This window comes from Streptomyces sp. NPDC029159 (genome assembly GCF_055564055.1).
Genome location: NZ_JBVHWT010000017.1, coordinates 127,914 through 154,798 on the forward strand (window position 1 = coordinate 127,914; position 26,885 = coordinate 154,798).

The following is a 26,885-nucleotide window of genomic DNA, read 5'->3' on the forward strand; positions in this document are numbered from 1 at the left end:
CCGGCCCCGTGCGGCCCGTGCACCGGACCGCCACCGCCCTGGAATTCTGACGCCCCGTCAGCTACCGTCCCCTTCGCCCACCACCCGGCGAAGGGGACGCCGCCATGCCGCCCGTCACCGTTCTGCGCCTGAACCTCGTCGATCCCGATCCCTCCGCCGCCTCCGGCGCCGCCCGCTACCGCGCGGCGCTGGAGATGGCCGCCCATGCCGACGCGCGGGGCATGACCACCGTGCAGACCGAGGAGCACCACACCACCGGCGACGGCTGGATGCCCGCCCCGCTGGTCTTCGCCGGGGCGCTGCTCGGCGCCACCCGCCGGATCGCGGTCACGCTCTCCGCGCTGCTCACGCCGTTGCACGATCCGATCCGGCTGGCCGAGGACCTCGCCGTGCTCGACCTGCTCGGCGGTGGCCGGCTGATCACCGTCGCCGGGCTCGGCTACCGGCCCCCGGAGTACGCCGCGTTCGGCAGGGACTGGGCGGGGCGCGGCGCCCTCCAGGACGAGGTGCTGGAGACGATGCTCACCGCCTGGCGCGGCGAGCCGTTCCGCTACCGGGGCCGCACCGTGCACGTGACGCCGCGCCCGTACACCCGGCCGCATCCACCGCTGCTGATCGGCGGCGGTTCGCGCGCCGCGGCCCGGCGCGCCGCCCGGCTGGGGCTGCCGCTGTTCCCCTCCGCCCATCTGCCCGAGCTGGTGGCGTACTACCACGAACGGTGCGCCGCGTACGGCACCGAGGGCTGGGTGCAGCAGCCCGATGCCCGCACCTATCTGCTGCACCTCTCCGAGGACCCGGAGCGGGCCTGGGAGCGGTACGGGCCGCATCTGCTCTACGAGGCCCGGGCCTACGCCTCCTGGCAGCCCGAGGGCGCCCGCTCGGCGGTGCGCTCCGTCGCCCGCGACGTGGCCGAGCTGCGCGCGGAGGGCGTCTACCGCATCGTCACCCCGCAGGAGTGCCTGCGGCTGGCCCAGGGGCCGGACGCGCCGGGCTCGCTGATCCTCCACCCGCTGTGCGGCGGTATGCCGGTCGACGAGGGCTGGCGCTCCCTCCACCTGTTCACGGACGAGGTCCTGCCGGGGCTGGGGTGAGAGGACGTACGGGGCGGGGGCCGTACGGGGCGGGGCGGCCCGGCACCGTGCGGCGCCCGGCATGGGGCGGGCCGCCCCATGCCGCCGCCCCGTGCGCCCCGCCCCGTACCCCGCCCGTCAGCCCTCCGGGTAGAAGACGAACAGCGTGCAGCCCTCCGCGGACTGCGGTACGTGCCAGGATCCGGCGGGGGCGTGGATGAAGGTCCCCGCGGGATGGGCGCGGTCGCCGTCGTGGAAGGTTCCGGAGACCACGTAGACCTCCTCGGGGCCGGGCTCGTGGACGTCGATCCCGTCCCAGCAGCTGCCGGGGGCGAACTCCACGACCATCGCCTTCGCGCCGTTCTCCCCGGCCCACAGCGGCCGGGCGGTGATACCGGTGGTGACTTCCTTGGCCTCGGCATCGGCCACGGTGCTGACGAGATAGCCAGGTGTGCCGCCCACGCCCCCGGGGTGCGCCCCCGCCACCGCTCCGGCGGCTATGCCCACGGGCGCCGTGTCCGGTCCGTCGTCGACCTGTGTGTTCACGTTCATGCGGACAGCTTGTCGGGCCGGTGGGCGACGTTCCCAGTACCGGAAGCGACCTCACCGGGTACTTTCCTGCCATGATCGAACCTTCGTCCCGGACCGCCGCACCACCGGGCGGGGACGGGGCACTTCATCAGGTCGTGGCACTGGTGCACGCACCGCAGCCGACGTTCGAACTGGGCTGCGCCGCAGAGGTCTTCGGCACCCGGCGGCCCGGCTTCCCCCCGTACTACGACTTCCGGATCTGCGCGCTGCGGCCCGGCCCCGTGGCGACGACGGCCGGGTATCCGCTGCACGCCACGGCGGGGCTGTCCGCGCTGGACGGGGCCGGCACCGTCGTCGTCCCCGGCTGGGTGCCCGAGGCGCCGCTGCCCGAGGAGATACGCGGGGCGCTGCGCGCGGCCCACGCCCGCGGCGCCCGCATCGTGGGGCTCTGCTCGGGCGCGTACGCCCTGGCCGCCGCGGGGCTGCTCGACGGGCGGCGGGCGACCACCCACTGGCGGCGCGCGGCGCATTTCGCGGCCCGCTTCCCGCGCGTGCGGATGGACGCCACGGTGCTGTACATCGACCACGGCGACGTGGCGACGAGCGCCGGGGCGGCGGCCGCGATCGACCTCTGTCTGCATCTGGTCCGCGCCGACCACGGCGCCGGGTACGCGGCGCGCGTCGGCCGGGACATGGGGGTGCCGCCGCACCGCGAGGGCGGCCAGACGCAGTTCACCGGGGACGCGGTGCCCCGCCGGGCGGAGCCGTCGGTGGCCCCGCTGCTGGACTGGGTCTCCGGCCGGCTGGGGACGCGGGTGTCGGTGGCGGAGATGGCGGCGCAGCTGCGGGTCTCGCCGCGGACGCTGGCGCGCCGCTTCACCGATCAGGTGGGCGTCAGCCCCGGGCAGTGGCTGCTGGCCCGGCGGATCTCCGCGGCGCGGACGCTGCTGGAGGAGACCGATCTGCCGGTCGAGGCGGTGGCCGTCCGCGTCGGCCTGTCGTCCGCGGCCAATCTGCGGCGGCGGTTCCACCACGCGCTCGGCACCACGCCCGCCGCCTACCGCAGCACCTTCCGCCATCGCTCCCCCACGCCCGCGGAGCACGACGGCGCCTGACCACGTCGGCGCACGGGGCGGGCACGGGGCGAGCCCACGGGGCGGGCACGCAGGAGGTCTCACCGTCGCATGGGGCGGCAGCCGCCCGCCGCCCCATGCCCGCCCCACCGCCGTACTCCCGCACACGGCACCGCCCCGGCTCTCCGTATGAGCCGGGGCGGTGTCGACTTCCGAGGGGACGGGGCGGCGGGGTGGGTCAGCCCATCTCCTCCAACGCCTTGCCCTTGGTCTCCTTCACGAACTTCAGCACGAAGGGGATCGAGAGCAGGGCGAAGATCATGTAGATCACGTACGTACCGGAGAGGTTCCAGTCGGACAGGCTCGGGAAGCTCGCCGTGATGGCCCAGTTGGCGATCCACTGGGCGGAGGCGGCGACGCCGAGCGCCGCGGCGCGGATGCGGTTGGGGAACATCTCGCCGAGGAAGACCCAGACCACCACGCCCCAGGAGAGGGCGAAGAAGAGGACGAAGCAGTGGGCCGCGATGAGGGCCACGGTGCCCTGCGTCGCCGGCAGCGTCCCGGCCGCGGTCTTGGCGGAGAAGGCCCACGCCTCCAGGGCGAGCGCCACGGCCATACCGCCGGAGCCGATGAGGGCCAGCGGGCGGCGGCCGATCCGGTCCACGAAGATCATCGCGATGACGGTGCCGATGATGTTGATGATCGACGTGGTGAAGCTGTAGAAGAACGAGCTCTCGGGGTTGATGCCCACGGACTGCCACAGCGTCGACGAGTAGTAGAACGCGACGTTGATGCCGACCAGCTGCTGGAAGACCGACAGCCCGATGCCGACCCACACGATCGGCAGGAAGCCGCCCCGGCCGCCCAGCAGATCCTTGAACGTCGACTTGTGCTCCCGGCGCATCGCCTCCTGGATCTCCTCGACCCGCGTGTCGAGATCGACCGCCTGCCCCTCGACGTCGGAGAGCACCTGCTTCGCCTTGGTGATCTTGCCGACGGAGATCAGGAAGCGCGGCGACTCCGGGATGACGAACGACAGCAGGCCGTACAGGAGCGCCGGGATCACCATCACACCGAGCATCCACTGCCACGCCTCGAACCCGGCGAGCCTGCCGCGCTGGTTGCCGTCGGCGAGGTTGAGGATGCCCCAGTTGACGAGCTGGGAGATGGCGATGCCGACGACGATCGCGGCCTGCTGGAACGAGCCGAGCCGCCCCCGGTACGCGGGCGGCGAGACCTCGGCGATGTACGCCGGGCCGATGACCGACGCCATACCGATCGCGATACCGCCGAACACCCGCCACATGGCGAGGTCCCAGAGGGCGAACGGCAGCGCGGAGCCGATGGCGCTCACGGTGAAGAGCGCCGCGGAGATCTGCATCACGCGGATGCGGCCGATCCGGTCGGCGATCCGGCCCGCGGTGGCGGCGCCGATCGCGCAGCCGATCAACGCGACGGCGATGACCTGCGCCAGCACGGCGGAGCCCACGTCGTACCGGCTGCGGATCGCCTCGACGGCGCCGTTGATGACGGAACTGTCGTAGCCGAAGAGGAAGCCGCCCATCGCGGCAGCCGCGGTGATGAAGATGACATGGCCGAGATGGTCCGGCTGGGCCTTACGGCCTTCCGGTACCGCCGGCTGCGCGGTGCTGGTCAACGTGTACTCCAGTGGCCCGGCTGCGCTGCCGGGCGTAGGGGGCTGGCACTTCCAGTGGCGCATACGTCGAGGGCAGCCACCACGTGAAGGTAAAAGCGACGTTGCAGAGACTATTCGTTCAAGTTTCTAAGTCAATAGCACGAGATGAAAATGTGTGGCCGCCCCGTTGGATGATGTGAGTTCAAGTGATGAACAGACCGAGAGGGCTCAGCGCAGCCGCTGGCTGATGACCTTCGAGACGCCGTCGCCCTGCATCGAGACGCCGTAGAGCGCGTCGGCGACCTCCATCGTGCGCTTCTGGTGCGTGATCACGATCAGCTGGCTGCTCTCCTGCAGCTCCTCCATGATCCCGATGAGCCGCTGGAGATTGGTGTCGTCCAGCGCCGCCTCGACCTCGTCCATCACGTAGAACGGGCTGGGGCGCGCCTTGAAGATCGAGACCAGCAGGGCCACCGCGGTCAGCGACCGTTCGCCGCCGGACAGCAGCGAGAGCCGCTTGACCTTCTTGCCCGGCGGCCGGGCCTCCACGTCCACCCCGGTGGTCAGCATGTGGTCCGGGTCGGTCAGCACCAGCCGGCCCTCGCCGCCCGGGAAGAGCCGCCCGAAGACGCCCTCGAACTCCCGCGCCGTGTCGTGGAACGCCTCGGTGAAGACCTGCTCCACGCGCTTGTCGACGTCCTTGACCACCTGGAGCAGATCGGCCCGGGTCTTCTTCAAGTCTTCAAGCTGCTCGCTCAGGAACTGGTGCCGTTCCTCCAGTGCGGCGAACTCCTCCAGGGCCAGCGGGTTCACCTTCCCGAGCTGCTGATACGCCCGCTCGGCCGCCTTGAGCCGCTTCTCCTGCTCGGCGCGGACGTACGCCACCGGCCGGTTCCGCGGATCCTCCGGATCCTCCGGCAGCCGCTCACCCTCCGCGGGCGGCGACGGCGGTACGGGCTGCTCCGGCCCGTACTCCGCGACCAGCGCGGCCGGCTCCACGCCCAGCTCCTCCAGGGCACGCGTCTCCAGCTGCTCGATCCGCAGCCGCTTCTCCGCGCCCAGGACCTCGCCCCGGTGCACCGAGTCGGTCAGCTTGTCCAGCTCCGACGCGAGCGCGCGGCCCTGCTCGCGCGCGGCGGCCAGCGCCTCCTCGCTCCCGGCGGTGGCCCGCTGTGCCACCGCCCGCTCCTCCTCGGCCCGGACGAGCGAGACCTCGACGTGCGCCAGCAGCTGCTGAGCGCCCGAGACGACCGCGGTGGCGACCGCCGCCTCGTGGCGCAGCCGGGCGCGCCGCCGCTCCGCGCGCGCCCGCGCCTCGCGCTCCGCCCGCGCCCCCCGGTCCAGCGCGTCGGCCCGTCCGGCGAGCGCCTTGACCCGCTCCTCGTGGGTACGGGTCTGGAGCCGGGCCTCCATCTCGGTCTGGCGGGCGTTGGCGCCGTCGGCGGCCAACCGGTCGCGTACCGAGGTGTCCGGCTCCTCCTCGGCCGGTTCCTCCTCGGCGACCGCCAGCCGCTCGGCCAGCTCCTCGGCCTCCTCGGTGGCACGGGCCAGGGCCTCCTCGGCCTTCGCCGTCGCGGCGGCGGCCCGTTCGGCCTCCCCCGCGGCGGCCCGCGCCTGCCCGGCGAGCCGCCCGAGGTCCCCGGCGACCTGCGACTGCTCGCGCTCCGCGGTGCGCCGGCGGGCATCCAGCTCGGCGACGTGCGCGGCGGCGGCGGTGCGCCGTTCGGCGGCCCCGTGCCGCTCCTCGGCGAGCGCCGTGCAGCGGTCGTCCAGTGCGGCGAGTTCGGCGGCCGCCTCGTCGACGGCGGCCTGGACCTCCAGCAGACTCGGCGCCCCGGCCGACCCGCCGTGCGCGAAGTGCCCGCCGAGTACGTCACCCTCACCGGTGACCGCCGTCAGCTCGGGCCGCGCCGCGATCAGCTCCTCGGCGTCCTCCAGCGTCGCGACGACCACCACGTCCCGCAGCAGCCGTCGCACGGCGGCGGTCAACTCCGGCGGCCCGTCGACGAGTTCGGCTGCCCGCAGCCCGTGTTCCCGGGGGCCGGGCAGCAGCGGGGCGCCCGCCGCGTCCGGCTCCGTACCGGCCTCCCGCGCGGGCGCCGGCACCCGTACGCCGGACGGCGCCGCGGCACCGCCGGGCGCCCCGGGCGCGGGCACGGCGGGACCGGCCGTCGCGGGCACCGTCTCCCCCGGCGCGGCCAGCAGCATCGCCGCGCGGCCCGCGTCCTGCTTGCGCAGCAGCCGGATGGCGTCGGCGGCGGCCGCCGGGCCGCTGACCGCCAGCGCGTCGGCGGCGACACCGAGCGCGGCGGCGACGGCCACCTCGTGGCCGGGCGCGACGGTGAGCAGCTCCGCGGCCGGTCCGAGCAGACCGGTCAGCTCCTCGGACGCGGCCAGGAGCGCCCCGCTGCCGTCCTTGCGCCGCAGCCCCGAGGCGAGCGCGTCGTGCCGCGCCGAGGTCGCGGCGCGCCTGCGCTCCGCGACGGTCAGCGCCTCGCGTACGGACTCCAGCGCGCTTTCCGCGGCGGCGAGTTCCTGCCGGGCGGCCTCGTCCCGTTCGGCGTCCTCGGCGCGCGTCGCGTCCAGCGCGCCGGCCTCCGCCGCACGCCGCTCGTACTCCTCCTGGGCCTCCTGCGCACGCTGCCGGGCACCGTCGCGGGAGGCGGCGAGGCGGCCGATCTCGGCCTGGGCGGAAGCGGCCCGGCCGCGGGCGGCGCTGACCTGCCCGCTGAGCCGCGCCAGGCCCTCGCGCCGGTCGGCGAGGGCGCGCGCCACATCGCGCAGCCGCCGCTCCTCGTCGGCCAACTCCCGCTCCAGCGCGGCGCGGTGCTCGACGGTGTCCTCCAGCGCCCGGGTCGCCGCCTCCACCGCGGCGGTCAGCTCCGCCTCCTGCTCCCGGATGCGGGCGGCCTCGCGCTCCATGTCCTCCGGGTCGCGACCGCGCCGCTCGTCCGGCGGTGCCTGCCGGGCGCTGCGGACCCGCGCCTCGGCGAGCGAGACGGTGCCGCGCACCCGCTCGGCGAAGCGCGACAGCTCGTACCAGTTCTGCTGGGCCCGCTGGACCCGCGGCGTCAGCGTCCGCAGCCGCTCCTCCAGCTCCGCCTCCTGCTGCCGGGCCTCGCGCAGCCGGTGCTCGGCGGCCTCCTTGCGCTGTTTGAGCGCCGCCTCGTCGGCGATCTCGGCGTGCAGCGCACGGCGCAGCGTGACGAGATCGTCGGCGAGCAGCCGCAGCCGGGCGTCGCGCAGATCGGCCTGGATGACGGCGGCGCGCCGGGCGACCGCCGCCTGCCGCCCGAGCGGTTTGAGCTGGCGGCGCAGCTCGTCGGTGAGGTCCTGGACGCGGGCGAGGTTCGCCTGCATCGCGTCCAGCTTGCGGACCGCCTTCTCCTTGCGCTTGCGGTGCTTGAGCACCCCGGCGGCCTCCTCGATGAAGGCCCGGCGCCCCATCGGGTCGGCGTGCAGCACCCCGTCGAGCTGCCCCTGCCCGACGATGACGTGCATCTCCCGGCCGATGCCGGAGTCGCTGAGGAGTTCCTGTATGTCGAGCAGCCGGCAGGTGTCGCCGTTGATCTGGTACTCGCTGCCGCCGTTGCGGAACATCGTCCGGGTGAGGGTGACCTCGGCGTACTCGATGGGCAGTGCGCCGTCGGAGTTGTCGATGGTCAGCGACACCTCGGCCCGGCCGAGCGGGGGCCGCCCGGTCGTCCCGGCGAAGATGACGTCCTCCATCTTGCCGCCGCGCAGCGATTTGGCCCCCTGCTCACCCATCACCCAGGACAGCGCGTCCACGACGTTGGACTTGCCGGATCCGTTGGGCCCGACGACGCAGGTGATACCCGGTTCGAAGCGGAGCGTCGTGGCGGAGGCGAAGGACTTGAAGCCTCGCAGGGTCAGACTCTTGAGGTGCACGCCGTGCGACTTTACCGGCCGATTCCGGGCGCCCCGGACGACATCCCGGGGCCCGGCCGAAGCTGCGGCGCCGCCTCGCGTTCGCTTTCGGTTTCATGCAGTGTGGCGCAGGGCACATCATGCGAGAGGCGTTGGACGGAGCCGGTGCCCGGGCGCGGGGAGGGCGGACATGACGAAGGGACGCCGAAGCGTCCCTTTTGCAGATCTCGCGTGGCGCGGATCATGCTGATTGCAGTTCCTCAAGCAGGTGGCATACGCCGTACCGGCCCTTGAGGCGGGGGTCAGGTGAGCGCGGGCTCCGCCTGTACGTCGAGCATCGAACCTTCGTGACGTGCGGCAGCGGACAGCATGTCGTTTTCGGCCTGCATCCGGATCAGTTCGGATTCCAGGTCCTGCACGCGCTGCTGAAGCCGTCGCATCTCGGAGAGGACTCGGGGGTCGGAGCCGCCGACGTAACCGAGAAGCGCCTTTGCCATGATGGATGGTCCTCCACAATGAGTGACCGACCGAAGCGGTTGGGTCGTGAGGGATTCCGCACCCGCGGTGCTTGTCATTTGCGGGGTTCTCAATGCCAAACAGCTAAGGTGCGCGGGGATTCCAGAGTCTCACCAAATGTTTTGACGGTCAACACGATCACGCCCCGTATCGCCGGGCACCCGAGACGGCGCGGCCGTGCGGGCCGGGCGCCGATTCTCCAGAAAGGTCCCGCGGGGGCGTGGAGATCATCCGTACAGCGGCAGCCTTGCACGGGACGGCCGAGTTGGCAACCACCAGGCCAAATATCCCGACGACCGGACTTCGGGGCACGGTCTGAAGATCATTCCCGAGGCCGCCACGGGGCGGCTTTCCGCCGTCCGTCAACGCGTCGCGAAGCCGTCATAACCCCCGCGCGGGGTGTCCCATATCTCAGTCACACCGTCGACCCGCCCGGGCGTGTCACCGGCGCGCAGCCATTCCAGCAATTCCTCGCAGCGGTCCTTCGGGCCTTCGGCGACGACCTGGACGCGTCCGTCGTCCAGATTGAGGGCGAAACCGACCAGCTCGCCGATCCGCAGGGCGTTGGCGCGGGTGAACCAGCGGAACCCGACGCCCTGGACCCGGCCGCGCACCCATGCCGTCATGCGGACTTCTTCATTCATGGCGTGCACGGTATCCGGCCGATCGGCCGATGAGCACATCGGCGGTCCGGCAGGTCATGGCGTACAGTCACCCGGCAATCCAGCTCACCCGTTCGGGTGAATTTCTCGATGCTGAGGACGGAAGGACGCCAGCGGATGGGCCGCCACAGACGCGCTGTTCCCCCTGCCACCGGACCGGTGGGCACCCCGCCCACCGACACCACCTCCGGCGAGGGCCCCCGACGGAGCCGCCGTGCCCGGCGCGCGGTGCCGGTGCGCACGGGGCTGATCGGCGCGTCCGCCGCGGTGGCGATGGGCACCGTCGCGGTCGCCTCGGGGCTGATACCCGGCGGCGGCGACCGGTACGTCGTGGGTGAGGAGGCCGGGCAGCCGGTCCGGGCCAACTCCTTGCCGGACGCCTCCCCGCAGGGCGGCGAGTCGGCCACGCCGACGGACCGGGCGTCGGGCGGGGTCACCCGCGGCAGCACCCGCGGCACGGTCACCGGCACCGACCGGCCGACCTCCGCGGCCTCCCCGTCCACCTCGCCGTCCCCGAAGAAGCACCACCGGTCGGCGTCGCCCACGGCCGGCTCCGGGCACGACGGGGGCGGCAGCAGCTCGCCCTCCACGGCGCCGAAGCCCACCACCCGGCCGCAGCGCTCGGTGGACGCCGGGACGTCGGCCGAGGCGCAGGTGCTGTCGCTGGTCAACGACGAGCGCGCCAAGGCCGGGTGCTCGCCGGTCACGGCCGACACCCAACTGGCCTCGCTGGCTCGGGCATTCAGCGACGACATGGCCGCGCGCGGCTTCTTCGACCACACCGACCCGGACGGCAAGGGCCCCTGGGACCGCGCCCGCGCCGCGGGCATCTCCGACCTCGGCGGCGAGAACATCGCCCGCGGTCAGGCGGACGCCGCGGCCGTCATGGAGGCGTGGATGAACAGCCCCGGCCACCGCGCCAACATCCTCAACTGCGACTACCGCACCCTCGGCGTCGGCATCCACCGCGGACCGGGCGGCCCCTGGTGGACGCAGGACTTCGGTTTCTGACACCGGGCGCCGCCGGGCCCGCCCCCGTCAGTCCACCACCCCGAGGTCGCGCCGCATCACCGCGCTCAACACGCTCAGCGCGGGCTGCGCCGCCTTCAGGTCCGCCAAGGCGCCGTCCGCGCTCTCGCCGTCGTCGGCACGGCCCCGGTCGAGACGTTTGACGACGGCGTCGGCGCGCGCCAGGACCCGGTTGACGTCGCGCGAGGCGACCAGCACCGCCTCGGGGACGATCATCTGCGCCTCGGCGTAACGGTCGCGGTACTCCAGCCGCGCCTCCTCCGTCTGCTCGCGTTCGTGCGCGCCGTAGACGCCGTCGCGCAGGCGGTGCAGCGCGTCCTTGAGGAGGGTGTGGAACTGCCGGGAGGCGCGATTGAGCGCGGTGTACGCGGCGCGGCGCTCCTCCAGGGAGCGGCGCGCCGCTTCCGTTTCCGCCTCCTCGGCGCGCTGCCGCCGTGTGATGTGGTGGGTGAGCAGCGGGGCGAAGAGCGTGCCCAGGACGCCCACGACGGCGGTGATCATGGCGGCGATGACGGCGCTCATCCCCGCGGCTCCGTGCCCGCGTCACCCATCGGCCCCATGCTTCCTTCCGTACCGTCCTGCGGACGTCGCTCCGCCCGCCGCAGCAGATAGGTGTGCAGCGCCGCGGCGGCGGTGAGGCGCTGGCGGGACGCCTGGTGCAGCGCCGCGCGGCGGCGGGCCAGCTCCGTGCGGAGGCGGTCGGGGCTGCCGGTCGTCCGCAGTTCGCGCAGGACGGCGGCGATGGCGGCGAGCGGGTGGCCGCCGCGCCGCAGCAGCGCGGTGACGTGCGCGAGGTGCAGTTCGGCGGCGGAGTAGCGGCGGTATCCGGTGGCCGGTTCACGCTCCGGGTGCAGCAGACCGTGGCGCTCCCAGAGCCGCAGCACGGGCGGGCGGACGCCCACCGCGCGGGCGGCGTCGCCGATGCGCAGCGGGCGCGGCGCGGACGCGGGCGGTTCCGCGGCGAGCACGGTGCCGAGGGCGTCGTGCACCGCGATCAGCTCCCCGCGCTCGCGGTCCAGCCGGGCATGGCTCGCGTCGAGCGCGGCCAGTGCGCTCTCCTCGTCGCCGTCGTGGACGGCGCGCAGCACGGTGCGGGTGGTGGCCCAGCCGTGTCCGGCGGCGAGCGCCCGGGCGGCGGTCAGCGCCTCGGCGTGCACGGTGGTGAACCGGCGGTGGCCGCCCGCACCGCGCGCCGCCGGCGGCAGCACCCCGCTCTCCAGATAGCTGCGCAGCTGCTGCACGGAGAGGCCCGCCGCCCGCGCCAGCTCACCGGCCCGCAACCGGTCTCCCACGCCGTCCTCCCCCGTCGCCCCGCCCGTCCGACGCGATCAGCTTACGGACCGGACGACCGCTGCGGCAGGTCTCGTCCCCGGTTGAGATTTTCCCGCCCATTTCCCGCGCCGACCTGCGTGTATGCCGTCAAAATCCCTGTTCGCACTTGAATGGAAGACTGGAGACCGGGCGGAGGGACGCCCCTGACGAGAAGGAGGCCGCGGCATGAAGTTCGTCCTTGAGGTCGAGGTGGACGAGGGGAAGATCGCGCAGGACCCCGCGGGCGAACTGGGCCGCATCCTGCGCTACTGGGGCGGCAACCTCCACCACTACGCGATGAAGCCCGGCGACGGCTCGCCCGTCCACGACTCGGAGTACCGCGAGGTCGGCCGCTGGCACCTCACCGGGGCGCCCACCGGCTGACCGCGGCCTGCGGACGGCGCCCGGTCAGGGCCGCGGCGGACGCTGGCAGCGCGGGCAGAAGTAGCTGGAGCGGTTCATCCAGGGCCGGCGGCGGATCGGGGTGCCGCACCGGCGGCACGGCTCGTCCTCCCGCCCGTACGCGTCGAGGGACCGCTCGAAGTAGCCGGACTCGCCGTTCACGTTGACGTAGAGGCTGTCGAAGCTGGTGCCGCCGACGGCGAGGGCGGCGGACATCACCTCCCGTACATGGCCGAGGAGTTCGGCGGTGCGCGGGCGGGTGAGGGTGGCGGTGGGACGCTCGTAGTGCAGGCGCGAGCGCCACAGCGCCTCGTCGGCGTAGATGTTGCCGACGCCGCTGATCAGGGACTGGTCGAGCAGGGCGCGCTTGACGGTGGTGCGGCGGCGGCGCAGTGCGTCGTGGAAGGCGGCGTCGTCGAAGGCCGCGTCGAGCGGGTCACGGGCGATGTGCGCGATGGCGTCCGGAAGCTGGTCCGTATCGCCCGGCACCGTGTCGTGCAGCGAGAGACCGCCGAAGGTCCGCTGGTCGACGAAGCGCAGCTCGGTCCCGGCGGCGTCCTCGGGCGGCGGGGTCACGGAGTCGTCGAAGCGGACCCGGATACGCAGATGCTTCTCGTCCGGCGCGTCCTGCGGCTGCACCAGCAACTGGCCGCTCATCCCGAGGTGGGCGAGGACCGCGAGGCCGTGGGTGACATCGGTGGTGATCTGCGGCGCCAGGCCCTCGGCCGCGGTCTGCGCGGCGGGGCCGCCGCCGGACACCGGCAGCCAGAGGTACTTGCCGCGACGGCGCGCCGCCTCGATGCGCAGTCCGGTCAGCCGGGCGGCGAAGTCGGCCGCGCCCGCGGTGTGGCGGCGGATGGCCCGGGGGTGCAGCACCTCGACCGAGCCGATGGTCCGGCCGCTGACCCAGCGCTCCAGTCCTCGGCGTACGACCTCGACCTCGGGCAGTTCGGGCACCGCGGCTCTCCTCACGGGTTTCGGCAGGGTGGGAAAAGACTTCTGACCCCGTCGGGCGGTGTCGCCCGGCGGGGTCAGAAGGGGTGGTTCAGCGGGCCGGCGTCGAGGAGTCGCCGGAAGCCGCGGCCGGGTCGGCGGCGGAACCGCCCTGCCCGTCCTCGGCGCGCTCGTCCGCCGCGGCGCGGATGGCGCGCCATGCGGATTCCGCCGCCTGCTGCTCGGCTTCCTTCTTGCTGCGGCCGGTGCCGGTGCCGTACGAGACACCACCGACGCGGGCGGCAGCCGTGAACGTCTTCTCGTGATCCGGTCCGGCCTCGGTGACCAGGTACTCCGGGACGCCGAGACCTTCGGTCGCGGTGAGTTCCTGGAGACTCGTCTTCCAGTCCAGGCCGGCGCCGAGGCTGGAGGACTTCTCGATGAGCGGGTCGAAGAGCCGGTGCACCAGCTCGCCGGCCGCGTCGAGGCCCTGGTCGAGATAGACCGCGCCGATCACCGCTTCAAGGGTGTCGGCGAGGATGGACGCCTTGTCCCGGCCGCCCGTGCCTTCTTCGCCCCGTCCGAGGCGGATGAAGGCGCCGAGGTCGAGGCCGCGGCCCACCTCGGCGAGCGCGCGCGAGTTGACCACCGCGGCCCGGAGCTTGGCCAGCTGGCCTTCCGGGAGATCGGGGTGGATGCGGTACAGCGTGTCCGTGACCACCAGGCCCAGCACGGAGTCCCCGAGGAACTCCAGCCGCTCGTTGGTGGGCAGACCGCCGTTCTCGTACGCGTAGGAACGGTGCGTCAGCGCACGTACCAGAAGGGCGGACTCAAGGTGGTACCCGAGCCGCCCTTCCAGAATCGTGTGGGACGAGGCCGTGTCCGCCGGTGCCTGCTCCTCGCCGTGGGTGCGCGCCGAGGGGCGGGCGTCTTGCGCCTTCTTGGGGCTAGACACAGTGCCTGTCACCAGCCGCTCAGACCTCGAGGACCTGGCGCTTGTTGTAGGTGCCGCAGCTCTGGCACGCGATGTGCTGCTGCTTCGGCTCGTGGCAGCGCTCGCACGCCACCAGGGTGGGGACCGCAGCCTTCCACTGCGACCGGCGGTGGCGCGTGTTGCTGCGCGACATCTTCCGCTTCGGAACAGCCACGGCTACTTCTCCTGCTTCTCGTCGACGTGCGCTGATCGAGGCGCGTCGCCGCTCAACTTGTCCTTCTCGTCGTCCTGGTTGGTCCCGACGAGTCCCTGCAGTGCCGCCCAACGGATGTCGACGGCGTCGTGGTGGTGGTCCGGGTCGTCCGCGAGCCGTGCTCCGCAATCGGAACACAGACCCGGGCAGTCTTCCCGGCACACCGGCTGCAGCGGCAGTGCGAGCACCACCGCGTCCCGCAGCACGGGTTCGAGGTCGAACAGGTCGTCCTCGACGAAGAGTGTGTCCTCCTCGTCCTCGGCGTCGTCGCCGGACTCCGCGGGGCGGGTCCGGGCATCGGCGTCGGGGTAGGCGAACATCTCCTGGAAGTCCGCTACGAGCTCGCGCTCCAGCGGCTCCAGACACCTTACGCACTCCCCCTTCACGGTTGCACGGGCGGTACCTGTGACAAGCACCCCGTCCATGACCGATTCCAGGCGGAGGTCGAGCGCGATCGAGGTGCCCTCGGGCACGCCGATCACCTCGTTGCCGAGGTCCCGGGGGGCCTCGACGGTGCGGGAGAGCCGCTGGAGCGCGCCGGGACGACGGCCCAGCTCGCGCGTGTCGAACACGAGCGGGGAACGGTGGTCGAGGCGGGCGTTGATGGCTTTCCTGCTTTCTGTACCGGGGGTCCGGTGCGCCGACTTCCGGCCACCGGCTCGGGAGCGGGCGGATACGGAAACGGGCAGCCGGGATCGCGGACGTACACGCGACCGAACAGCCAGGATACTGGACGTGCCCGGATAGGCCCAATCCGGGCCGCTCCGGAGAAGGCCCCTAGGGGCGGCCCTCCTCGTACCGCCGGATCTGATCGATGTTGATCATGCTGGTGTCGAAGAGGCTGGTCTCCTCCAGGGCACCGGGCTGTGCGGGCGCCTGCGGGGGCTGCTGGGGCACCTGCTGGGGTGCGTAGCCCGCCTGCGGGTCGTAGCCCTGCTGCGGGACCTGCGGGGCGGCCTGCTGCTGCCAGCCATAGCCGTACGGGTCCTGCTGCTGGGCGTACTGCTGCTGCCCGTAGGCGTAGCCGTCCTGGCCCGCCGCGTAGCCCTGGTCCGGGTAGTGGCCGGGCTGGGCGTACTGCGGGGCCTCCGCGGCGGCGAGCGGCTGCGGGGCCGGGGCGGCCGGCTGCTGGGGGGCGGCGATGTCGGCGAGGCCGGCGAGGTACTCCGCGTCGGCCTGGTGGCCCCCGGCCGGCCCGTCGGTCTGGGCGGCGAGGTGGGCGCCCAGCTCGTCGATGGCGCGGGCGCCCTGGAGCTTGTCGCGGCCGCGGCCGACCGCTTCGAGGGTCTTGGTCAGCACCGCCTGGAAGGCGCCGAACTTGGCGTCAACGTAGGCGTCGGCCCGCTCGGTGAGCGTCGCCGGGTCGGCGCTGCGCTCGGGGGCGTCGGCGTCGGCGTAGCCCTGGTCGTCGAGGCCGGGGCCGCGGCCGAGCAGCTTCTCGCGGCCGCGGTCGACGGAGCCGATGGTCTTGGTGAGGACGACCTCGAAGTTGGCGAGCTTGCTGTCGACGTAGTCGTCGGCCTCGGCGCGGATCTCCTCGGCCTCGCGGCGGGCCTCGGCGAGGATGCGGTCCGCCTCGTCCTGCGACTGGCGGGCGACCTCGGTGTCGGAGATCAGCGAGCCGCGGTGGGCGTGGGCGGACTCGATGATCCGCTCCGCCTCGGCGCGGGCCTCCTCGACCATCCGCTCGCGCCCGCCGAGCAGTTCCTGCGCCTGCGCCAGCGAGTCGGGCAGTGCCGCGCGCACCTCCTCCAGCATGGCGAGCAGTTCGGCCCGGTTGACCACGCAGGACGCCGACATGGGCACGGAACGGGCGCTGCCGATGTTGTCGACGATCTCGTCGAGCTTCTTCTGCACGTCCACGTTGGACTCGCCACTCTCTGAAGGGATGGAACCAGGAACGCCACGACTGTACGGCCACCGGGCCCCGCCCCGACACCTGCTGACGGGGCGTCAGCAGGTGGTGACGCCCGGCGGGTGCGCCGGGGTGCCGCTCAGCGCTCCCGCAGCCGTTCGGTCAGTGCCTCCAGGACGAACGGCGGGACGAGGTGGCTGACGTCGCCGCCCCAGGCCGCCACCTCCTTGACGAGGCTGGAGGAGAGGAAGCTGTAGGTGGGGTTGGTGGGGACGAACAGCGTCTCCACACCGGAGAGCCCGTTGTTCATCTGGGCCATCTGGAGTTCGTAGTCGAAGTCGCTGACGGCGCGCAGACCCTTGACGATCGCGGGGATGTCGCGCTGCTTGCAGAAGTCGACGAGCAGGCCGTGGAACGCCTCGACCTCGACGTTGCCGTACTCGGCGGTGGCGCGGCGGATCAGGTCGATGCGCTCGTCGACCGTGAAGAGCCCCTGCTTCGACTGGTTGATCATCACGGCGACGTGGACGACGTCGTACAGCTTGGAGGCACGGGCGATGATGTCCAGGTGCCCATTGGTGATGGGGTCGAAGGACCCCGGACAGACGGCGCGGCGCAACTCTGGTTCCTCGCTCTCCGGTGCGTTCATGACACGCGTTCCGACGTCTCGTCGGGGGACGTGGAAGCGGCGCGACCGTACCAAAGCGTCCCCTCGCCGTAGCGGCGGGCCTTGATCGCCGCGAATCCGTCCGGCCAGGAGAACGCGCCGCCTCGGGTACTCCGCTCCACGGTGACGAGTGCGTCCGGCGCACACCAGCCCGCACGGCGGAGTGTGAGCAGGATCTCCCGCAGTTCGTCGTCGGTGACGGCGTACGGCGGGTCGAGGAAGAGGACGTCGTACGGGTCGCCGGGTGCGGCGCCGGCGGCGACCTGTTCGGCGCGGCCGGTGCGAACCTCGGCGCCGGGCAGGCCGACGGCCCTGACGTTCTCGCGCACGGTGCGGGCGGCGCGGGCGTCGGCCTCGACGAGCAGGACGTGGGCGGCGCCCCGGGACAGCGCCTCCAGGCCGACCGCGCCGGAGCCCGCGTAGAGGTCGAGGACCCGGGCGCCGGTCATCGGGCCGTCCAGCGACTCCCAGGTGGAGAAGAGGCCCTCGCGTGCGCGGTCGGAGGTCGGGCGGGTGCCGTTGCCGGGGGGTACGGCCAGGCGGCGGCCGCCGGCCGTACCGGCGATCACGCGGGTCATGGGCCCGTCCTTACGTGGTGCGGGGTCGGTGGGGAGACGGCGGCCGGGGGCGGCGCCGCGGCCTCCACGATATTCCGGCCGGGGGCGGGGCGGGGCACGGTGACGGACGGGCCGGGCGGGGAGGGTGAGGCTTCTCACGTGGGCGTGGCCGGGCGCCGCCCCGCGTCACCCCTTGTCCAGGTACTCCTCGCGTGCGTCGTCCAGCAGAGCCGCCAGGGCGGTGCGCAGTTCCGGGTAGGCGTCGAGGGCCGGGTCGGCGACGACGACGGCGGTGGCCTCCTCGCGGGCGGCGGCGATGACCTCCTCGTCCTCGATGACGGCGAGCATCCGCAGCGAGGAGCGGACGCCGGACTGGGCCTGGCCGAGGACGTCGCCCTCGCGGCGCTGTTCGAGGTCGATACGGGAGAGTTCGAAGCCGTCGAGGGTGGCGGCGACGGCGGCGAGGCGGGCGCGGGCGGGGCTGGCCTCGGGCATCTCGCTGACCAGCAGGCAGAGCCCGGGGGCGGAGCCACGGCCGACCCGGCCGCGCAGCTGGTGGAGCTGGGAGACGCCGAAGCGGTCGGCGTCCATGATCACCATGGCGGTGGCGTTGGGGACGTTGACGCCGACCTCGATGACGGTGGTGGCGACGAGCACGTCCAGCTCACCGGCGGCGAAGCGGCGCATGACGGCGTCCTTGTCCTCGGGCGCCATCCGGCCGTGCAGGGCGGCCACCCGCAGCCCTGCCAGCGGCCCGGCGGTGAGCTGCCGTACGAGGTCGACCACGGCGAGCGGCGGCCGCTTCTCCTCGGCGTCCTCCGGCGACGGCCCGTCCTCGTCGGCGCCCTTGCGGCCCTTGGCAGTGCCGGGGGCGTCCTCCTCGTCGCCGATCCGGGGGCAGACGACGTAACCCTGGTGGCCCGCGGCGACCTCCTCGCGGACCCGCTCCCAGGCGCGGGCGAGGAAGTGCGGCTTGTCCTTGGCGGGCACGACGTGGGTGGCGATGGGCGAGCGCCCGGCGGGGAGCTGGTCGAGGACCGAGGTCTCCAGATCGCCGAAGACGGTCATGGCGACGGTGCGCGGGATGGGGGTGGCGGTCATCACCAGGAGGTGCGGGGTCCGCTTCTCGCCCTGGGAGTGGCCCTTGCCGCGCAGGGCGTCGCGCTGCTCGACACCGAAGCGGTGCTGTTCGTCGACGACGACCAGCCCGAGGTCGTGGAACTGGACCTTGTCCTCGATCAGGGCGTGGGTGCCGATGACGATTCCCGCCTCGCCGGTGACGAGATCGAGGAGCGCCTGACGGCGGGCGGCGGCGCCCATGGAGCCCGTGAGCAGCACCACCTTGGTGCCGTGCTCCGCACCGCCCAGCATTCCGCCCTCGGCCAGCTCCCCCATCATCTCCGTGATGGAGCGGTGGTGCTGCTGGGCGAGGACCTCGGTGGGGGCGAGCATCGCCGCCTGTCCCCCGCTGTCGACGACGGTGAGCATCGCGCGCAGCGCCACCATCGTCTTGCCGGAGCCGACCTCGCCCTGGAGGAGGCGGTGCATGGGGTGGTCGGTGGCGAGGTCGGTGAAGATCTCCTCGCTGACCTTGCGCTGGCCCTCGGTGAGGGTGAACGGCAGCCCGGCGTCGAACGCGTCGAGGATGCCGCCTTCGGTCAATGGCCGGGGCACCGCGGGGAGTTGGGTCTCGGCGAAGCGGCGGCGGGCCAGCGCGACCTGGAGGACGAACGCCTCGTCCCACTTCAGCCGGGCGCGGGCGTCGGCGATGTCGGCCTTGGTGCGCGGGCGGTGGATCTTCTCCAGCGCCTCGGGCAGCTCCACCAGCCCCCGGCCGGTGCGCAGCGCCTCCGGCAGCGGGTCGACGGCGTCCCGGGCGTGGGGCAGCACCGCGTCGACGGCCTTAGCGAGCTTCCAGGACGCCATCTGCTGGCAGGCGGGGTAGATCGGCATCAGCGCACCGGCGAACGCGTCGACGGCCTCGCTGCCGGACTCCTGGTCGAGGAGGGCGTATTCGGGGTGGGCGAGCTGGAGCTTGCGGTTGAAGACGGAGACCTTGCCGGCGAACATCGCGCGGCGGCCGGGCACCAGGTCCTTGTGCGGCTTGTGGATGCCCTTGCCGAAGAAGACCAGCTGGAGGCGGCCGCCGCCGTCGGTGAGCGTGACCTCCAGACGCTGGCCGCGGCCGCCGTTGAACCGCAGGACGCGGGCGTCGGCGACCTGGGCGACGACGGTGACGTGTTCGTCGAGCGGGAGGTCGGCGAGGCGGGTCAGCTCACCGCGCTCGGCGTACCGGCGCGGGTAGTGGTGCAGCAGATCCCCGACCGTGTGCAGGCCGAGGTGGTCGGCGAGCACCTTCGCGGTGGTGCCACCGAGGGTCTTCTTCAGAGGTTCGTCGAGCGGGGCCACGGAACCCATTGCACACCATGCCACCGACAACGGGGCCTCCCGCGGGGTGCGGGGCCTGTTGCGGACGGGGCGCGCGGGCCCGTGCGCGGCCTGCCGCTCCCCCTACTCGACGCCGATCAGCAACGGCGCCGCATGGCGGCCGCCCTCGTACACGACGGTGTCGACGGCGAGGAACCGTTCGCGGACGTGGGCCTCCAGCCGGGCGGCGAGGCCGTCGGGGGCGCAGGCGCCGCGGACCAGGGTGACGAGTTCGCCGCCGGCCGAGAGCATCCGGTCCAGGACGGTGAGGGCGGTCTCCGTCAGATCGCCGCCGATGACCACGACGTCGCCGTCGATCAGCCCGAGGACGTCGCCCTGCTGGCAGATGCCCGCCATCGTCCACGCCTGCCGTTCGGCGACGGCCAGTTCGGCGTAGCGGGTGGCCCCGGCGGCCGAGGTCATGGCGACGGCGTCCTCGTCGAAGCTGCGGTCGGGCTCGTGCACGGCGAGCGCCGCGAGGCCCTGGACGGCGGCGCGGGTGGGGATGAGCGCCACCCGGATGCCCTCGGTACGGGCCGCCTCGGCCGCCGCGGCGGCGGTGTGGTGCAGCTCGGGGTCGTTCGGCAGCAGCAGCACCTCGCGGGCGTGCGCCTGCCGGATCGCCTGGACCAACTCCCCCGAGGCGGGCGGCTCCCCCGGGCGCACGCGCACCGTGGTCGCGCCCGCCTCCTGGCAGAGCGCGGCCAGGCCCTCCCCGGGGACGACGGCGACGACGCCCCGGGCGGCCGGCTCCGCCACGGGCCGCGCGGCGTGCGCGGCGCCGTCGAAGTGGGTGATGCGGATGCGGTACGGGCGGCCCGCCTCGATACCGGCCTCGACGGCGGCGCCCGCGTCGTCGACGTGGACATGGACGTGCCAGAGGCCGTCGCCGCCGACCACGACGAGGGAGTCACCGAGCGCGTCGAGCCGGGTGCGCAGCCGCGCCACGGCGGCGTCGGTGGCCTCCAGGAGGTAGATCACCTCGAACGCGGGGCCGGTCTCCTCTCCGGGCGGGCAGCTCTCCGGGGCGGCCCCGGTGACGGCCGCGGGGCCCGCGGCCTCCGGAAGCGGGGCGTCGGCCCGTACCGCGACGGGGGTGGTGGTGACTTCGCCGGACAGCGCGTCGGAGAGCGCCCCCAGGAGGGCGACCAGGCCGCAGCCCCCAGCGTCCACGACTCCGGCGCGGCCCAGGGCGGCGAGCTGTCCCGGGGTGGCGCGGAGCGCGTCGCGGGCGCCGTCGTGGGCGGCGCGCGCCACGGCGGCGGTGTGCGGTGCGGTGGCCGCGGCGGCCTCCGCGGCGTCGGCGGCGCGGGCGGCGACCGTCAGCACGGTGCCCTCCACGGGGTGCGCGACGGCCTCCCGGGCGGCGACCGCGGCGCGGTGCAGCGCCCGTCCCAGGGTGGCGGGCGGGCAGCCGCCGGGCAGCTCACCGGTGGCGTCCGGCCCGGTGGCGGGCGCCGGCGGGGCGGCCAGGATCTCGGTCATGCCGCGCAGCAGCTGGGCGAGGATGGTGCCGGAGTTGCCGCGCGCCCCTATGAGGGCGCCGTGCGCCATCGCTCCGGCGGCATCCGCGAGGCAGGGTGCGGTGCCCGCGGAGGCGTGGCCGTCGAAGGCCGCCTCGACCGCGCGGGCGGCGGATTCGAGGGTGAGGTAGAGGTTGGTGCCGGTGTCGCCGTCGGCCACGGGATAGACGTTGATCGCGTCGATCCGGGCGCGTTCCCGGCCCAGCGCCTCCAGCGCCAGCCCGCACCAGGTGCGGATCGCGGCGGCGTCGAGCGGGTGCGGCACAGCGTCCTCCTGGATGCACGGGATGTCCGCACAGTAGCCGCGGTCACACCGGGAGGCCGGGGCGGGGCCCGGAGCGCGCATGGTAGTTTCGTTCTACGGACGCGGCCGTTGTATGCTGCTCCGGTTGCCCGGTGCGAATCGGGCCATTCCTCTCCTGGCGACGCCGGTCGGTCAATGCACTCGGCCCGTCAGGATTCACCGTAAGTGCATCTGAAGTCTTTGGAGTGACCCGTGGCTGCCAACTGCGACGTCTGCGGCAAGGGGCCGGGCTTCGGCAAGAGTGTCTCGCACTCGCACCGCCGTACCAACCGTCGTTGGAACCCCAACATCCAGACGGTTCGTGCAGTGGTCGAGCGTACGCCGAAGCGGCTCAACGTCTGCACCTCGTGCATCAAGGCCGGCAAGGTCTCGCGCTGACGTCTTAGCCGTAGCGCAGCCAAGCCGGTTGCTTGTCGGAAAGCCGGTCCACCGAAAGGTGGGCCGGCTTTCCGTCGTTGTCGCACGGGGCCGGGGCATCGCCGCGGGCGGTCGGCGCACCGTGCCACGGCCACGCGGTGCGGAGTCCGGCGCCCCGTAACGCTCACGCACGGTGCGGGTTCGGGTGCCCCGCACGGTGGGCCGCGCCCCGTCCCTGCACGGCGCGCACTGTTGCCGCGGATGGGCCCCGTGTTGCCGTGCGTTACGGGCGGACGCCGCTCGTTGCGCCGTCGTTGCGGTTTCGTGGCCGGGTGCCGGTACCGCTTCCGGGGCGTCCCTCGCCGCTCCTAGTGTCCGGGTCCCGGACGCGGCACTCCCCTGCCGGGTCCGTCCGTCACCCCCTGTGCGAGGACCGTTCATGAGCCAGCCCGTCGACTCCGTCACCGCAGCACCCCCCACCGACGACCGCGCCGGGGCGGAGGACCCGTCCGCCGCGTGGTCCTTCGAGACCCGGCAGATCCACGCGGGTGCGGCCCCCGATCCCACCACCGGGGCCCGTGCGGTGCCGATCTACCAGACGACGTCCTTCGCCTTCCGCGACACGCAGCACGCCGCGGACCTCTTCTCGCTCGCCGAGCCCGGCAACATCTACACCCGTATCCACAACCCCACCCAGGACGCCCTGGAGCAGCGGGTCGCCGCGCTGGAGGGCGGTGTCGCGGCCGTCGCGCTCGCCTCCGGACAGGCCGCCGAGACGCTGGCGCTGCTGACGCTGGCGGGCGCCGGGGACCACATCGTGGCCTCGTCCTCGCTGTACGGCGGGACGTACAACCTGTTCCGGCACACCCTGCCGCGGCTGGGCGTGGAGGTCTCCTTCGTCGACGATCCGGACGACATCGCCGCCTGGCAGGCGGCCGTACGTCCCACGACGAAGGCGTTCTTCGCGGAGACGCTGGGCAATCCGCGGGGCAACGTCCTCGACATCCGGGCGGTCGCGGACGCGGCGCACGGGGCGGGCGTGCCGCTGATCGTGGACAACACGGTGCCCACGCCGTATCTGCTGCGGCCCATCGAGCACGGTGCGGACGTGGTGGTGCACTCGGCGACGAAGTTCCTCGGCGGGCACGGCACCACGCTGGGCGGGGTGGTGGTCGACGCGGGCACCTTCGACTTCGGGGCGCACACCGAGCGGTTCGCCGCCTTCCACACCCCCGACCCGAGCTACCACGGGCTGCGCTACTGGCCGGACCTCGGCCCGGGCGCGTTCGCCGTGAAGCTGCGGGTGCAGCTGCTGCGCGACATCGGCCCGGCCATCGCGCCGCACTCCGCGTTCCTGCTGCTCCAGGGCATCGAGACGCTCAGCCTCCGCCTGGAGCGGCACACCGCGAACGCGCAGGCGCTCGCCGAGTGGCTGGAGCAGCGCGACGAGGTGGCGGCGGTGCACTACCCGGGGCTGGCCTCCAACCGCTGGTACGGGGCGGGGCAGAAGTATCTGCCGCGCGGTGCGGGCGCGGTGCTCTCGTTCGAGCTGCGGGGCGGCATCGAGGCGGGCAAGAAGTTCGTGGACGCGGTGCAGCTCTTCAGCCACCTCGCGAACATCGGTGACGTACGGAGCCTGATCATCCACCCGGCGTCCACCACCCACAGCCAGCTCGGCGAGGAGGAGTTGGCGGCGACCGGCGCGGGGCCGGGCCTGGTGCGGCTCTCCGTCGGGCTGGAGGGGCTGGAGGATCTGCGGGCCGACCTGGAGGCGGGGTTCCGGGCCGCGAAGGCGGCGTCCTGAGCACCGTCGCGTCGGGCACCGCCCTCCCGCCGGCCTCCGGGGCCTGGCGGGAGGGCGATCCGCCGGGCCGCCGCCGGTGGGTGACGGTGCCCGGCGCGCTGCCGCTGGAGGCCGGTGGCACGCTGCCCGGCGTGCGGCTCGCGTACGAGACATGGGGCACGCTCGCCCCGGACGCCTCGAACGCGGTGCTGGTGCTGCACGCGCTGACCGGCGACAGCCATGTGGCGGGTGGGGCGGGGCCCGGGCATCCCACGGCGGGCTGGTGGGACGCGCTGGTCGGGCCGGGTGCGCCGTTGGACACCCGGCGGTGGTTCGTGGTGGCGCCCAATGTGCTGGGCGGCTGCCAGGGCAGTACGGGTCCGGCGTCGCCCCGCCCCGACGGCGCGGGGCCGTGGGGGCCGGACTTCCCGCTGGTCACGCCGCGGGACCAGGTGGCGGCCGAGGCGCGGCTGGCCGATGCGCTGGGCATCACGCGGTGGGCGGCGGTGCTCGGCGGCTCGATGGGCGGCATGCGGGCCCTGGAGTGGGCGGCGGGGCTGCCGGAGCGGACCGGGGCGCTGCTGGTGCTGGCGTGCGGGGCGGCGGCGTCGGCGGAGCAGATCGCGTGGGGCGCGGTGCAGACGGCGGCGGTGCGGGCCGATCCGGGCTGGCGCGCGGGGCGGTACCACGGCGCCCCGGACGGTGCGGGGCCGCACCGCGGGCTGGGCATCGCCCGGCGGATCGCCCACCTCACCTACCGCAGCGAACCGGAGCTGGCGGACCGGTTCGGGCGGCGGGCCCAGCCCGGCGAGGACCCGTGGCACGGCGGGCGGTACGCGGTGGAGTCGTACCTCGATCATCACGCGGGCAAGTTGGTGCGCCGGTTCGACGCGGGCAGCTACGTCACGCTCGTCGAGGCGATGAACGCGCACGACGTGGGGCGCGGACGGGGCGGCGCGGCGGCGGCGCTGGCCCGGGCCCGGATGCCCGCGGTGGTCGCCGGCATCAGCTCCGACCGGCTCTACCCGCCGGCCCAGCAGGCGGAGTTGGCCGCACTGCTCCCGGGCGCCGACCGGCCCCGCATCCTCGACTCACCCGCCGGCCACGACGGTTTCCTCACGGAGACGGAACAGGTCGGGGCGGCGGTGCGGGAGGTATTGGAGCGGGGGTGAGGGGGTGCCCCGGTCCGTCACCGGTTCGTACCGCCCCGTGCCGGCGCGCATGGGGCGGCGGCATGGGGCGAATCCGGCATCGCCGCACGGGGCGGGCGCGAGCCCAGGAACGGGGGCGCACGCAAGACCCGCACGGAGCCGCCGCACGGGGCGGCCCCGAAGCTGCCCCCAGCCCCTCACGCTCCCCCGCGCCACCGCCACCCGTGATCCACCGGCCCGATGCCGCTGCCCAATCGGAAGCCCGCCGCGAGGGCACCCGTGACGTACTCCTTCGCGGCGGTGACGGCCTGCGGGACGGTGTCGCCGTGGGCGAGGCGGGCGGCGACGGCGGAGGCGAGGGTGCAACCGGTGCCGTGGGTGTGGCGGTTGTCGTGGCGCGGGGCGCGTAGCCAGTGTTCCTCGGTGCCGTCGGTGAGCAGGTCGACGGCGTCGGCCGCGGCGGGCAGGTGGCCGCCCTTGATGAGCACCCAGCGCGGTCCGAAGGCGAGGACGGCGTCGGCGGCGCGGCGCATCCCGGTCTCATCCGTGGCGCGCACGCCGGTCAGCTGCGCCACCTCGTCGAGGTTGGGGGTGGCGACGGTGGCGGTCGGCAGCAGCTTGGTGCGGACCGCGTCGAGGGCGGTCGCGGCGAGCAGCGCGTCACCGTGCTTGGAGACGCCGACGGGGTCGACGACGACGGGCACGGTCAGTTCCGCGAGGAGCGCGGCGACGGTCTCCACCAGCTCCGGCGAGGCGAGCATCCCGGTCTTCACCGCCTGGACGCCGATGTCGTCGACGACGCTGCGGAACTGTGCCCGCACCGCCTCTGCGGGCAGCTCCCAGGCGCCCTGGACGCCCCGGGAGTTCTGCGCGGTGACGGCGGTGAGCACGCTCATGCCGTGGGTGCCCAGCGCCAGCATCGTCTTGAGGTCGGCCTGGATGCCCGCGCCGCCGCCGGAGTCGGAGCCGGCGACGGTCAGTACGCGTGGTGGGGTCTGCACGCCGCCGAATCTACCGGCCGCCGCCGGGCGCCACGGAGCCGCCCCGGGGCGGGGAATCGGCGTCGCCGTTGTCCCCGAAGTGGTCCCATCCGGCGCGCGCCCAGGGCGCCCCGTCCACCGTCACCTGCGGCAGCGCGGAAGGGTGCAGCACCTCGCCGATGACCTTCCAGCGGGCGGGCAGCTTCACATCGGGCGGGAACGTCGCGACGATCGCGTGGTCCTCGCCGCCGTTGAGCACCCACTGCATGGGGTCGACGCCGACGGCGGTGCCGATGTCGGACATCTGCGTCGGGATGTCGATCTTGGTGGAGGCGAGGTCGATGCGGACGTTGCTGGCCTCCGCGATGTGCCCGAGGTCGGCGACGAGGCCGTCGCTGACGTCCGTCATGGCGGTGGCGCCCAGTCCGGCCGCCGCCGGGCCCGCGTGGTACGGCGGTTCGGGCCGCCGGTGCGCCTCGACGAAGGCACGCGGCGAGCGGAACCCGCGGGTCAGCACGGCGTGCCCGGCGGCCGACCAGCCCAGCCAGCCGGTCACCGCGACGACGTCGCCGGGCTGCGCGCCGCCGCGGGTCACCGGCTCGGCGTTACGCAGATCGCCGAGGGCGGTGATGGCGACGGTGATGGTGTCGCCGCGGACGACGTCCCCGCCGACCACCGCGGCACCGGCCACCTGGCATTCGTCGCGCAACCCGTCCATCAGCTCGGTCGGCCAGGTCGCGGGGAGCTGCGCGGGCACGACGAGGCCGAGGAGGATGGCGGTGGGCACGGCGCCCATGGCGGCGATGTCGGCGAGGTTCTGGGCCGCGGCCTTCCGCCCGACGTCGTACGCGGTGGACCAGTCGCGGCGGAAGTGCCGGCCCTCCAGGAGGACGTCGGTGCTGGCGACGACCCTCCGGTCGGGCGCGGTGACCACCGCGGCGTCGTCCCCCGGACCGATCCGTACCGCCGGGGTGGGGGTGATGCGGGAGGTCAGCTCCCGGATCAACCCGAATTCCCCCAGCTCGCCCACGGTGCCCTTCATG

25 protein-coding genes are annotated in these 26,885 nt (G+C 73.9%); 7 read left to right on the plus strand and 18 right to left on the minus strand.

All coding sequences use genetic code 11. The features are described from left to right. Positions 1–104: 104 nt before the first annotated feature. The gene (locus ACZ4U4_RS27265; RefSeq protein ID WP_467879447.1) at positions 105–1,091 is read left to right on the plus strand and encodes an LLM class flavin-dependent oxidoreductase; all 987 of its coding nucleotides are present in this window, start codon (positions 105–107) and stop codon (positions 1,089–1,091) included. A 117-nt stretch (positions 1,092–1,208) separates the two neighbouring features. Here ACZ4U4_RS27265 and ACZ4U4_RS27270 read toward each other — a convergent pair whose 3' ends face one another. Continuing rightward, on the minus strand, positions 1,209–1,622 hold the full coding sequence (locus ACZ4U4_RS27270) for a cupin domain-containing protein (RefSeq protein WP_467879449.1): 414 nt from the start codon (positions 1,620–1,622) through the stop codon (positions 1,209–1,211). Positions 1,623–1,693: 71 nt separating this feature from the next. Here ACZ4U4_RS27270 and ACZ4U4_RS27275 point away from each other — a divergent pair, with 71 nt between their 5' ends. Continuing rightward, complete coding sequence (locus ACZ4U4_RS27275; protein ID WP_467879451.1) at positions 1,694–2,716, plus strand: helix-turn-helix domain-containing protein; 1,023 nt, start codon at positions 1,694–1,696, stop codon at positions 2,714–2,716. A 196-nt stretch (positions 2,717–2,912) separates the two neighbouring features. On the opposite strand, the gene ACZ4U4_RS27280 is transcribed toward ACZ4U4_RS27275, so the two are convergent. From ACZ4U4_RS27280 to ACZ4U4_RS27295, 4 genes are all read right to left on the minus strand, one after another. Then, positions 2,913–4,331 (minus strand): sugar porter family MFS transporter, encoded by a 1,419-nt coding sequence (locus ACZ4U4_RS27280; RefSeq protein ID WP_467879454.1) that lies wholly within the window; start codon positions 4,329–4,331, stop codon positions 2,913–2,915. Between the two features lie 207 nt (positions 4,332–4,538). Further along, complete coding sequence (locus ACZ4U4_RS27285; protein ID WP_467879456.1) at positions 4,539–8,219, minus strand: AAA family ATPase; 3,681 nt, start codon at positions 8,217–8,219, stop codon at positions 4,539–4,541. 281 nt (positions 8,220–8,500) lie between these two features. Then, positions 8,501–8,695, minus strand: a complete 195-nt coding sequence (locus tag ACZ4U4_RS27290) for a hypothetical protein (protein ID WP_467879458.1) — start codon at positions 8,693–8,695, stop codon at positions 8,501–8,503. Positions 8,696–9,076: 381 nt separating this feature from the next. Beyond that, positions 9,077–9,358, minus strand: a complete 282-nt coding sequence (locus ACZ4U4_RS27295; RefSeq protein WP_467879460.1) for an acylphosphatase — start codon at positions 9,356–9,358, stop codon at positions 9,077–9,079. Between the two features lie 135 nt (positions 9,359–9,493). On the opposite strand from ACZ4U4_RS27295, the gene ACZ4U4_RS27300 reads away from it, so the two are divergent. After that, positions 9,494–10,387, plus strand: a complete 894-nt coding sequence (locus ACZ4U4_RS27300; protein WP_467879462.1) for a CAP domain-containing protein — start codon at positions 9,494–9,496, stop codon at positions 10,385–10,387. A 27-nt stretch (positions 10,388–10,414) separates the two neighbouring features. Here the strand turns inward: ACZ4U4_RS27300 and ACZ4U4_RS27305 are convergent, their stop codons facing one another. Then, positions 10,415–10,927, minus strand: coding sequence for a hypothetical protein (locus ACZ4U4_RS27305; RefSeq protein ID WP_467879464.1), 513 nt, complete (start codon positions 10,925–10,927; stop codon positions 10,415–10,417). Further along, a complete protein-coding gene (locus tag ACZ4U4_RS27310; RefSeq protein ID WP_467879467.1) occupies positions 10,924–11,697 on the minus strand; it encodes a MerR family transcriptional regulator in 774 nt (257 codons plus the stop codon). Before ACZ4U4_RS27310 ends, ACZ4U4_RS27305 begins: the two co-directional genes overlap by 4 nt. A 205-nt stretch (positions 11,698–11,902) precedes the next feature. On the opposite strand from ACZ4U4_RS27310, the gene ACZ4U4_RS27315 reads away from it, so the two are divergent. Continuing rightward, positions 11,903–12,100, plus strand: a complete 198-nt coding sequence (locus ACZ4U4_RS27315; RefSeq protein ID WP_467879469.1) for a hypothetical protein — start codon at positions 11,903–11,905, stop codon at positions 12,098–12,100. A 24-nt stretch (positions 12,101–12,124) separates the two neighbouring features. Here the strand turns inward: ACZ4U4_RS27315 and mutM are convergent, their stop codons facing one another. From mutM to ACZ4U4_RS27360, 9 genes are all read right to left on the minus strand, one after another. Further along, positions 12,125–13,075 (minus strand): bifunctional DNA-formamidopyrimidine glycosylase/DNA-(apurinic or apyrimidinic site) lyase, encoded by a 951-nt coding sequence (gene mutM / locus ACZ4U4_RS27320; RefSeq protein ID WP_467879472.1) that lies wholly within the window; start codon positions 13,073–13,075, stop codon positions 12,125–12,127. 88 nt (positions 13,076–13,163) lie between these two features. Beyond that, positions 13,164–14,018, minus strand: a complete 855-nt coding sequence (gene rnc, locus ACZ4U4_RS27325) for a ribonuclease III (RefSeq protein WP_467879474.1) — start codon at positions 14,016–14,018, stop codon at positions 13,164–13,166. Positions 14,019–14,025: 7 nt separating this feature from the next. Next, a complete protein-coding gene (gene rpmF, locus ACZ4U4_RS27330; protein WP_030287342.1) occupies positions 14,026–14,199 on the minus strand; it encodes a 50S ribosomal protein L32 in 174 nt (57 codons plus the stop codon). 2 nt (positions 14,200–14,201) lie between these two features. Then, positions 14,202–14,810 (minus strand): YceD family protein, encoded by a 609-nt coding sequence (locus ACZ4U4_RS27335; protein WP_467879477.1) that lies wholly within the window; start codon positions 14,808–14,810, stop codon positions 14,202–14,204. Between the two features lie 205 nt (positions 14,811–15,015). Further along, positions 15,016–16,101, minus strand: a complete 1,086-nt coding sequence (locus tag ACZ4U4_RS27340; RefSeq protein ID WP_467879480.1) for an ATP synthase F0 subunit B — start codon at positions 16,099–16,101, stop codon at positions 15,016–15,018. Positions 16,102–16,232: 131 nt separating this feature from the next. After that, complete coding sequence (coaD, locus tag ACZ4U4_RS27345; protein ID WP_030287336.1) at positions 16,233–16,742, minus strand: pantetheine-phosphate adenylyltransferase; 510 nt, start codon at positions 16,740–16,742, stop codon at positions 16,233–16,235. Then, positions 16,739–17,338 (minus strand): 16S rRNA (guanine(966)-N(2))-methyltransferase RsmD, encoded by a 600-nt coding sequence (gene rsmD, locus ACZ4U4_RS27350; RefSeq protein ID WP_467879484.1) that lies wholly within the window; start codon positions 17,336–17,338, stop codon positions 16,739–16,741. Before rsmD ends, coaD begins: the two co-directional genes overlap by 4 nt. A gap of 165 nt (positions 17,339–17,503) precedes the next feature. Continuing rightward, positions 17,504–19,735, minus strand: coding sequence for an ATP-dependent DNA helicase RecG (gene recG / locus ACZ4U4_RS27355; protein ID WP_467879486.1), 2,232 nt, complete (start codon positions 19,733–19,735; stop codon positions 17,504–17,506). 93 nt (positions 19,736–19,828) lie between these two features. Further along, positions 19,829–21,532 carry a DAK2 domain-containing protein gene (locus ACZ4U4_RS27360; RefSeq protein WP_467879488.1) on the minus strand — a complete coding sequence of 568 codons (1,704 nt, stop codon included), beginning with the start codon at positions 21,530–21,532 and terminating at the stop codon, positions 19,829–19,831. A 231-nt stretch (positions 21,533–21,763) separates the two neighbouring features. On the opposite strand from ACZ4U4_RS27360, the gene rpmB reads away from it, so the two are divergent. The 3 genes from rpmB to metX all read left to right on the plus strand — a co-directional run bounded on the left by rpmB (position 21,764) and on the right by metX (position 24,883). Beyond that, entirely contained in the window at positions 21,764–21,949 is a 186-nt protein-coding gene (rpmB, locus tag ACZ4U4_RS27365) for a 50S ribosomal protein L28 (protein WP_030287328.1), read from the plus strand. Between the two features lie 418 nt (positions 21,950–22,367). Next, positions 22,368–23,732, plus strand: coding sequence for a bifunctional o-acetylhomoserine/o-acetylserine sulfhydrylase (locus ACZ4U4_RS27370; protein ID WP_467879491.1), 1,365 nt, complete (start codon positions 22,368–22,370; stop codon positions 23,730–23,732). Further along, entirely contained in the window at positions 23,729–24,883 is a 1,155-nt protein-coding gene (metX, locus tag ACZ4U4_RS27375) for a homoserine O-acetyltransferase MetX (RefSeq protein ID WP_467879541.1), read from the plus strand. The genes ACZ4U4_RS27370 and metX overlap by 4 nt, the downstream gene beginning before the upstream one ends. Positions 24,884–25,059: 176 nt before the next feature. Here metX and thiD read toward each other — a convergent pair whose 3' ends face one another. Both thiD and ACZ4U4_RS27385 read right to left on the minus strand, forming a co-directional pair. Then, positions 25,060–25,863 carry a bifunctional hydroxymethylpyrimidine kinase/phosphomethylpyrimidine kinase gene (gene thiD, locus ACZ4U4_RS27380; RefSeq protein ID WP_467879494.1) on the minus strand — a complete coding sequence of 268 codons (804 nt, stop codon included), beginning with the start codon at positions 25,861–25,863 and terminating at the stop codon, positions 25,060–25,062. A gap of 10 nt (positions 25,864–25,873) precedes the next feature. Further along, positions 25,874–26,884: a thiamine-phosphate kinase gene (locus tag ACZ4U4_RS27385; protein ID WP_467879496.1), complete on the minus strand. Its 1,011-nt coding sequence runs from the start codon at positions 26,882–26,884 to the stop codon at positions 25,874–25,876. Position 26,885: the final 1 nt, after the last annotated feature.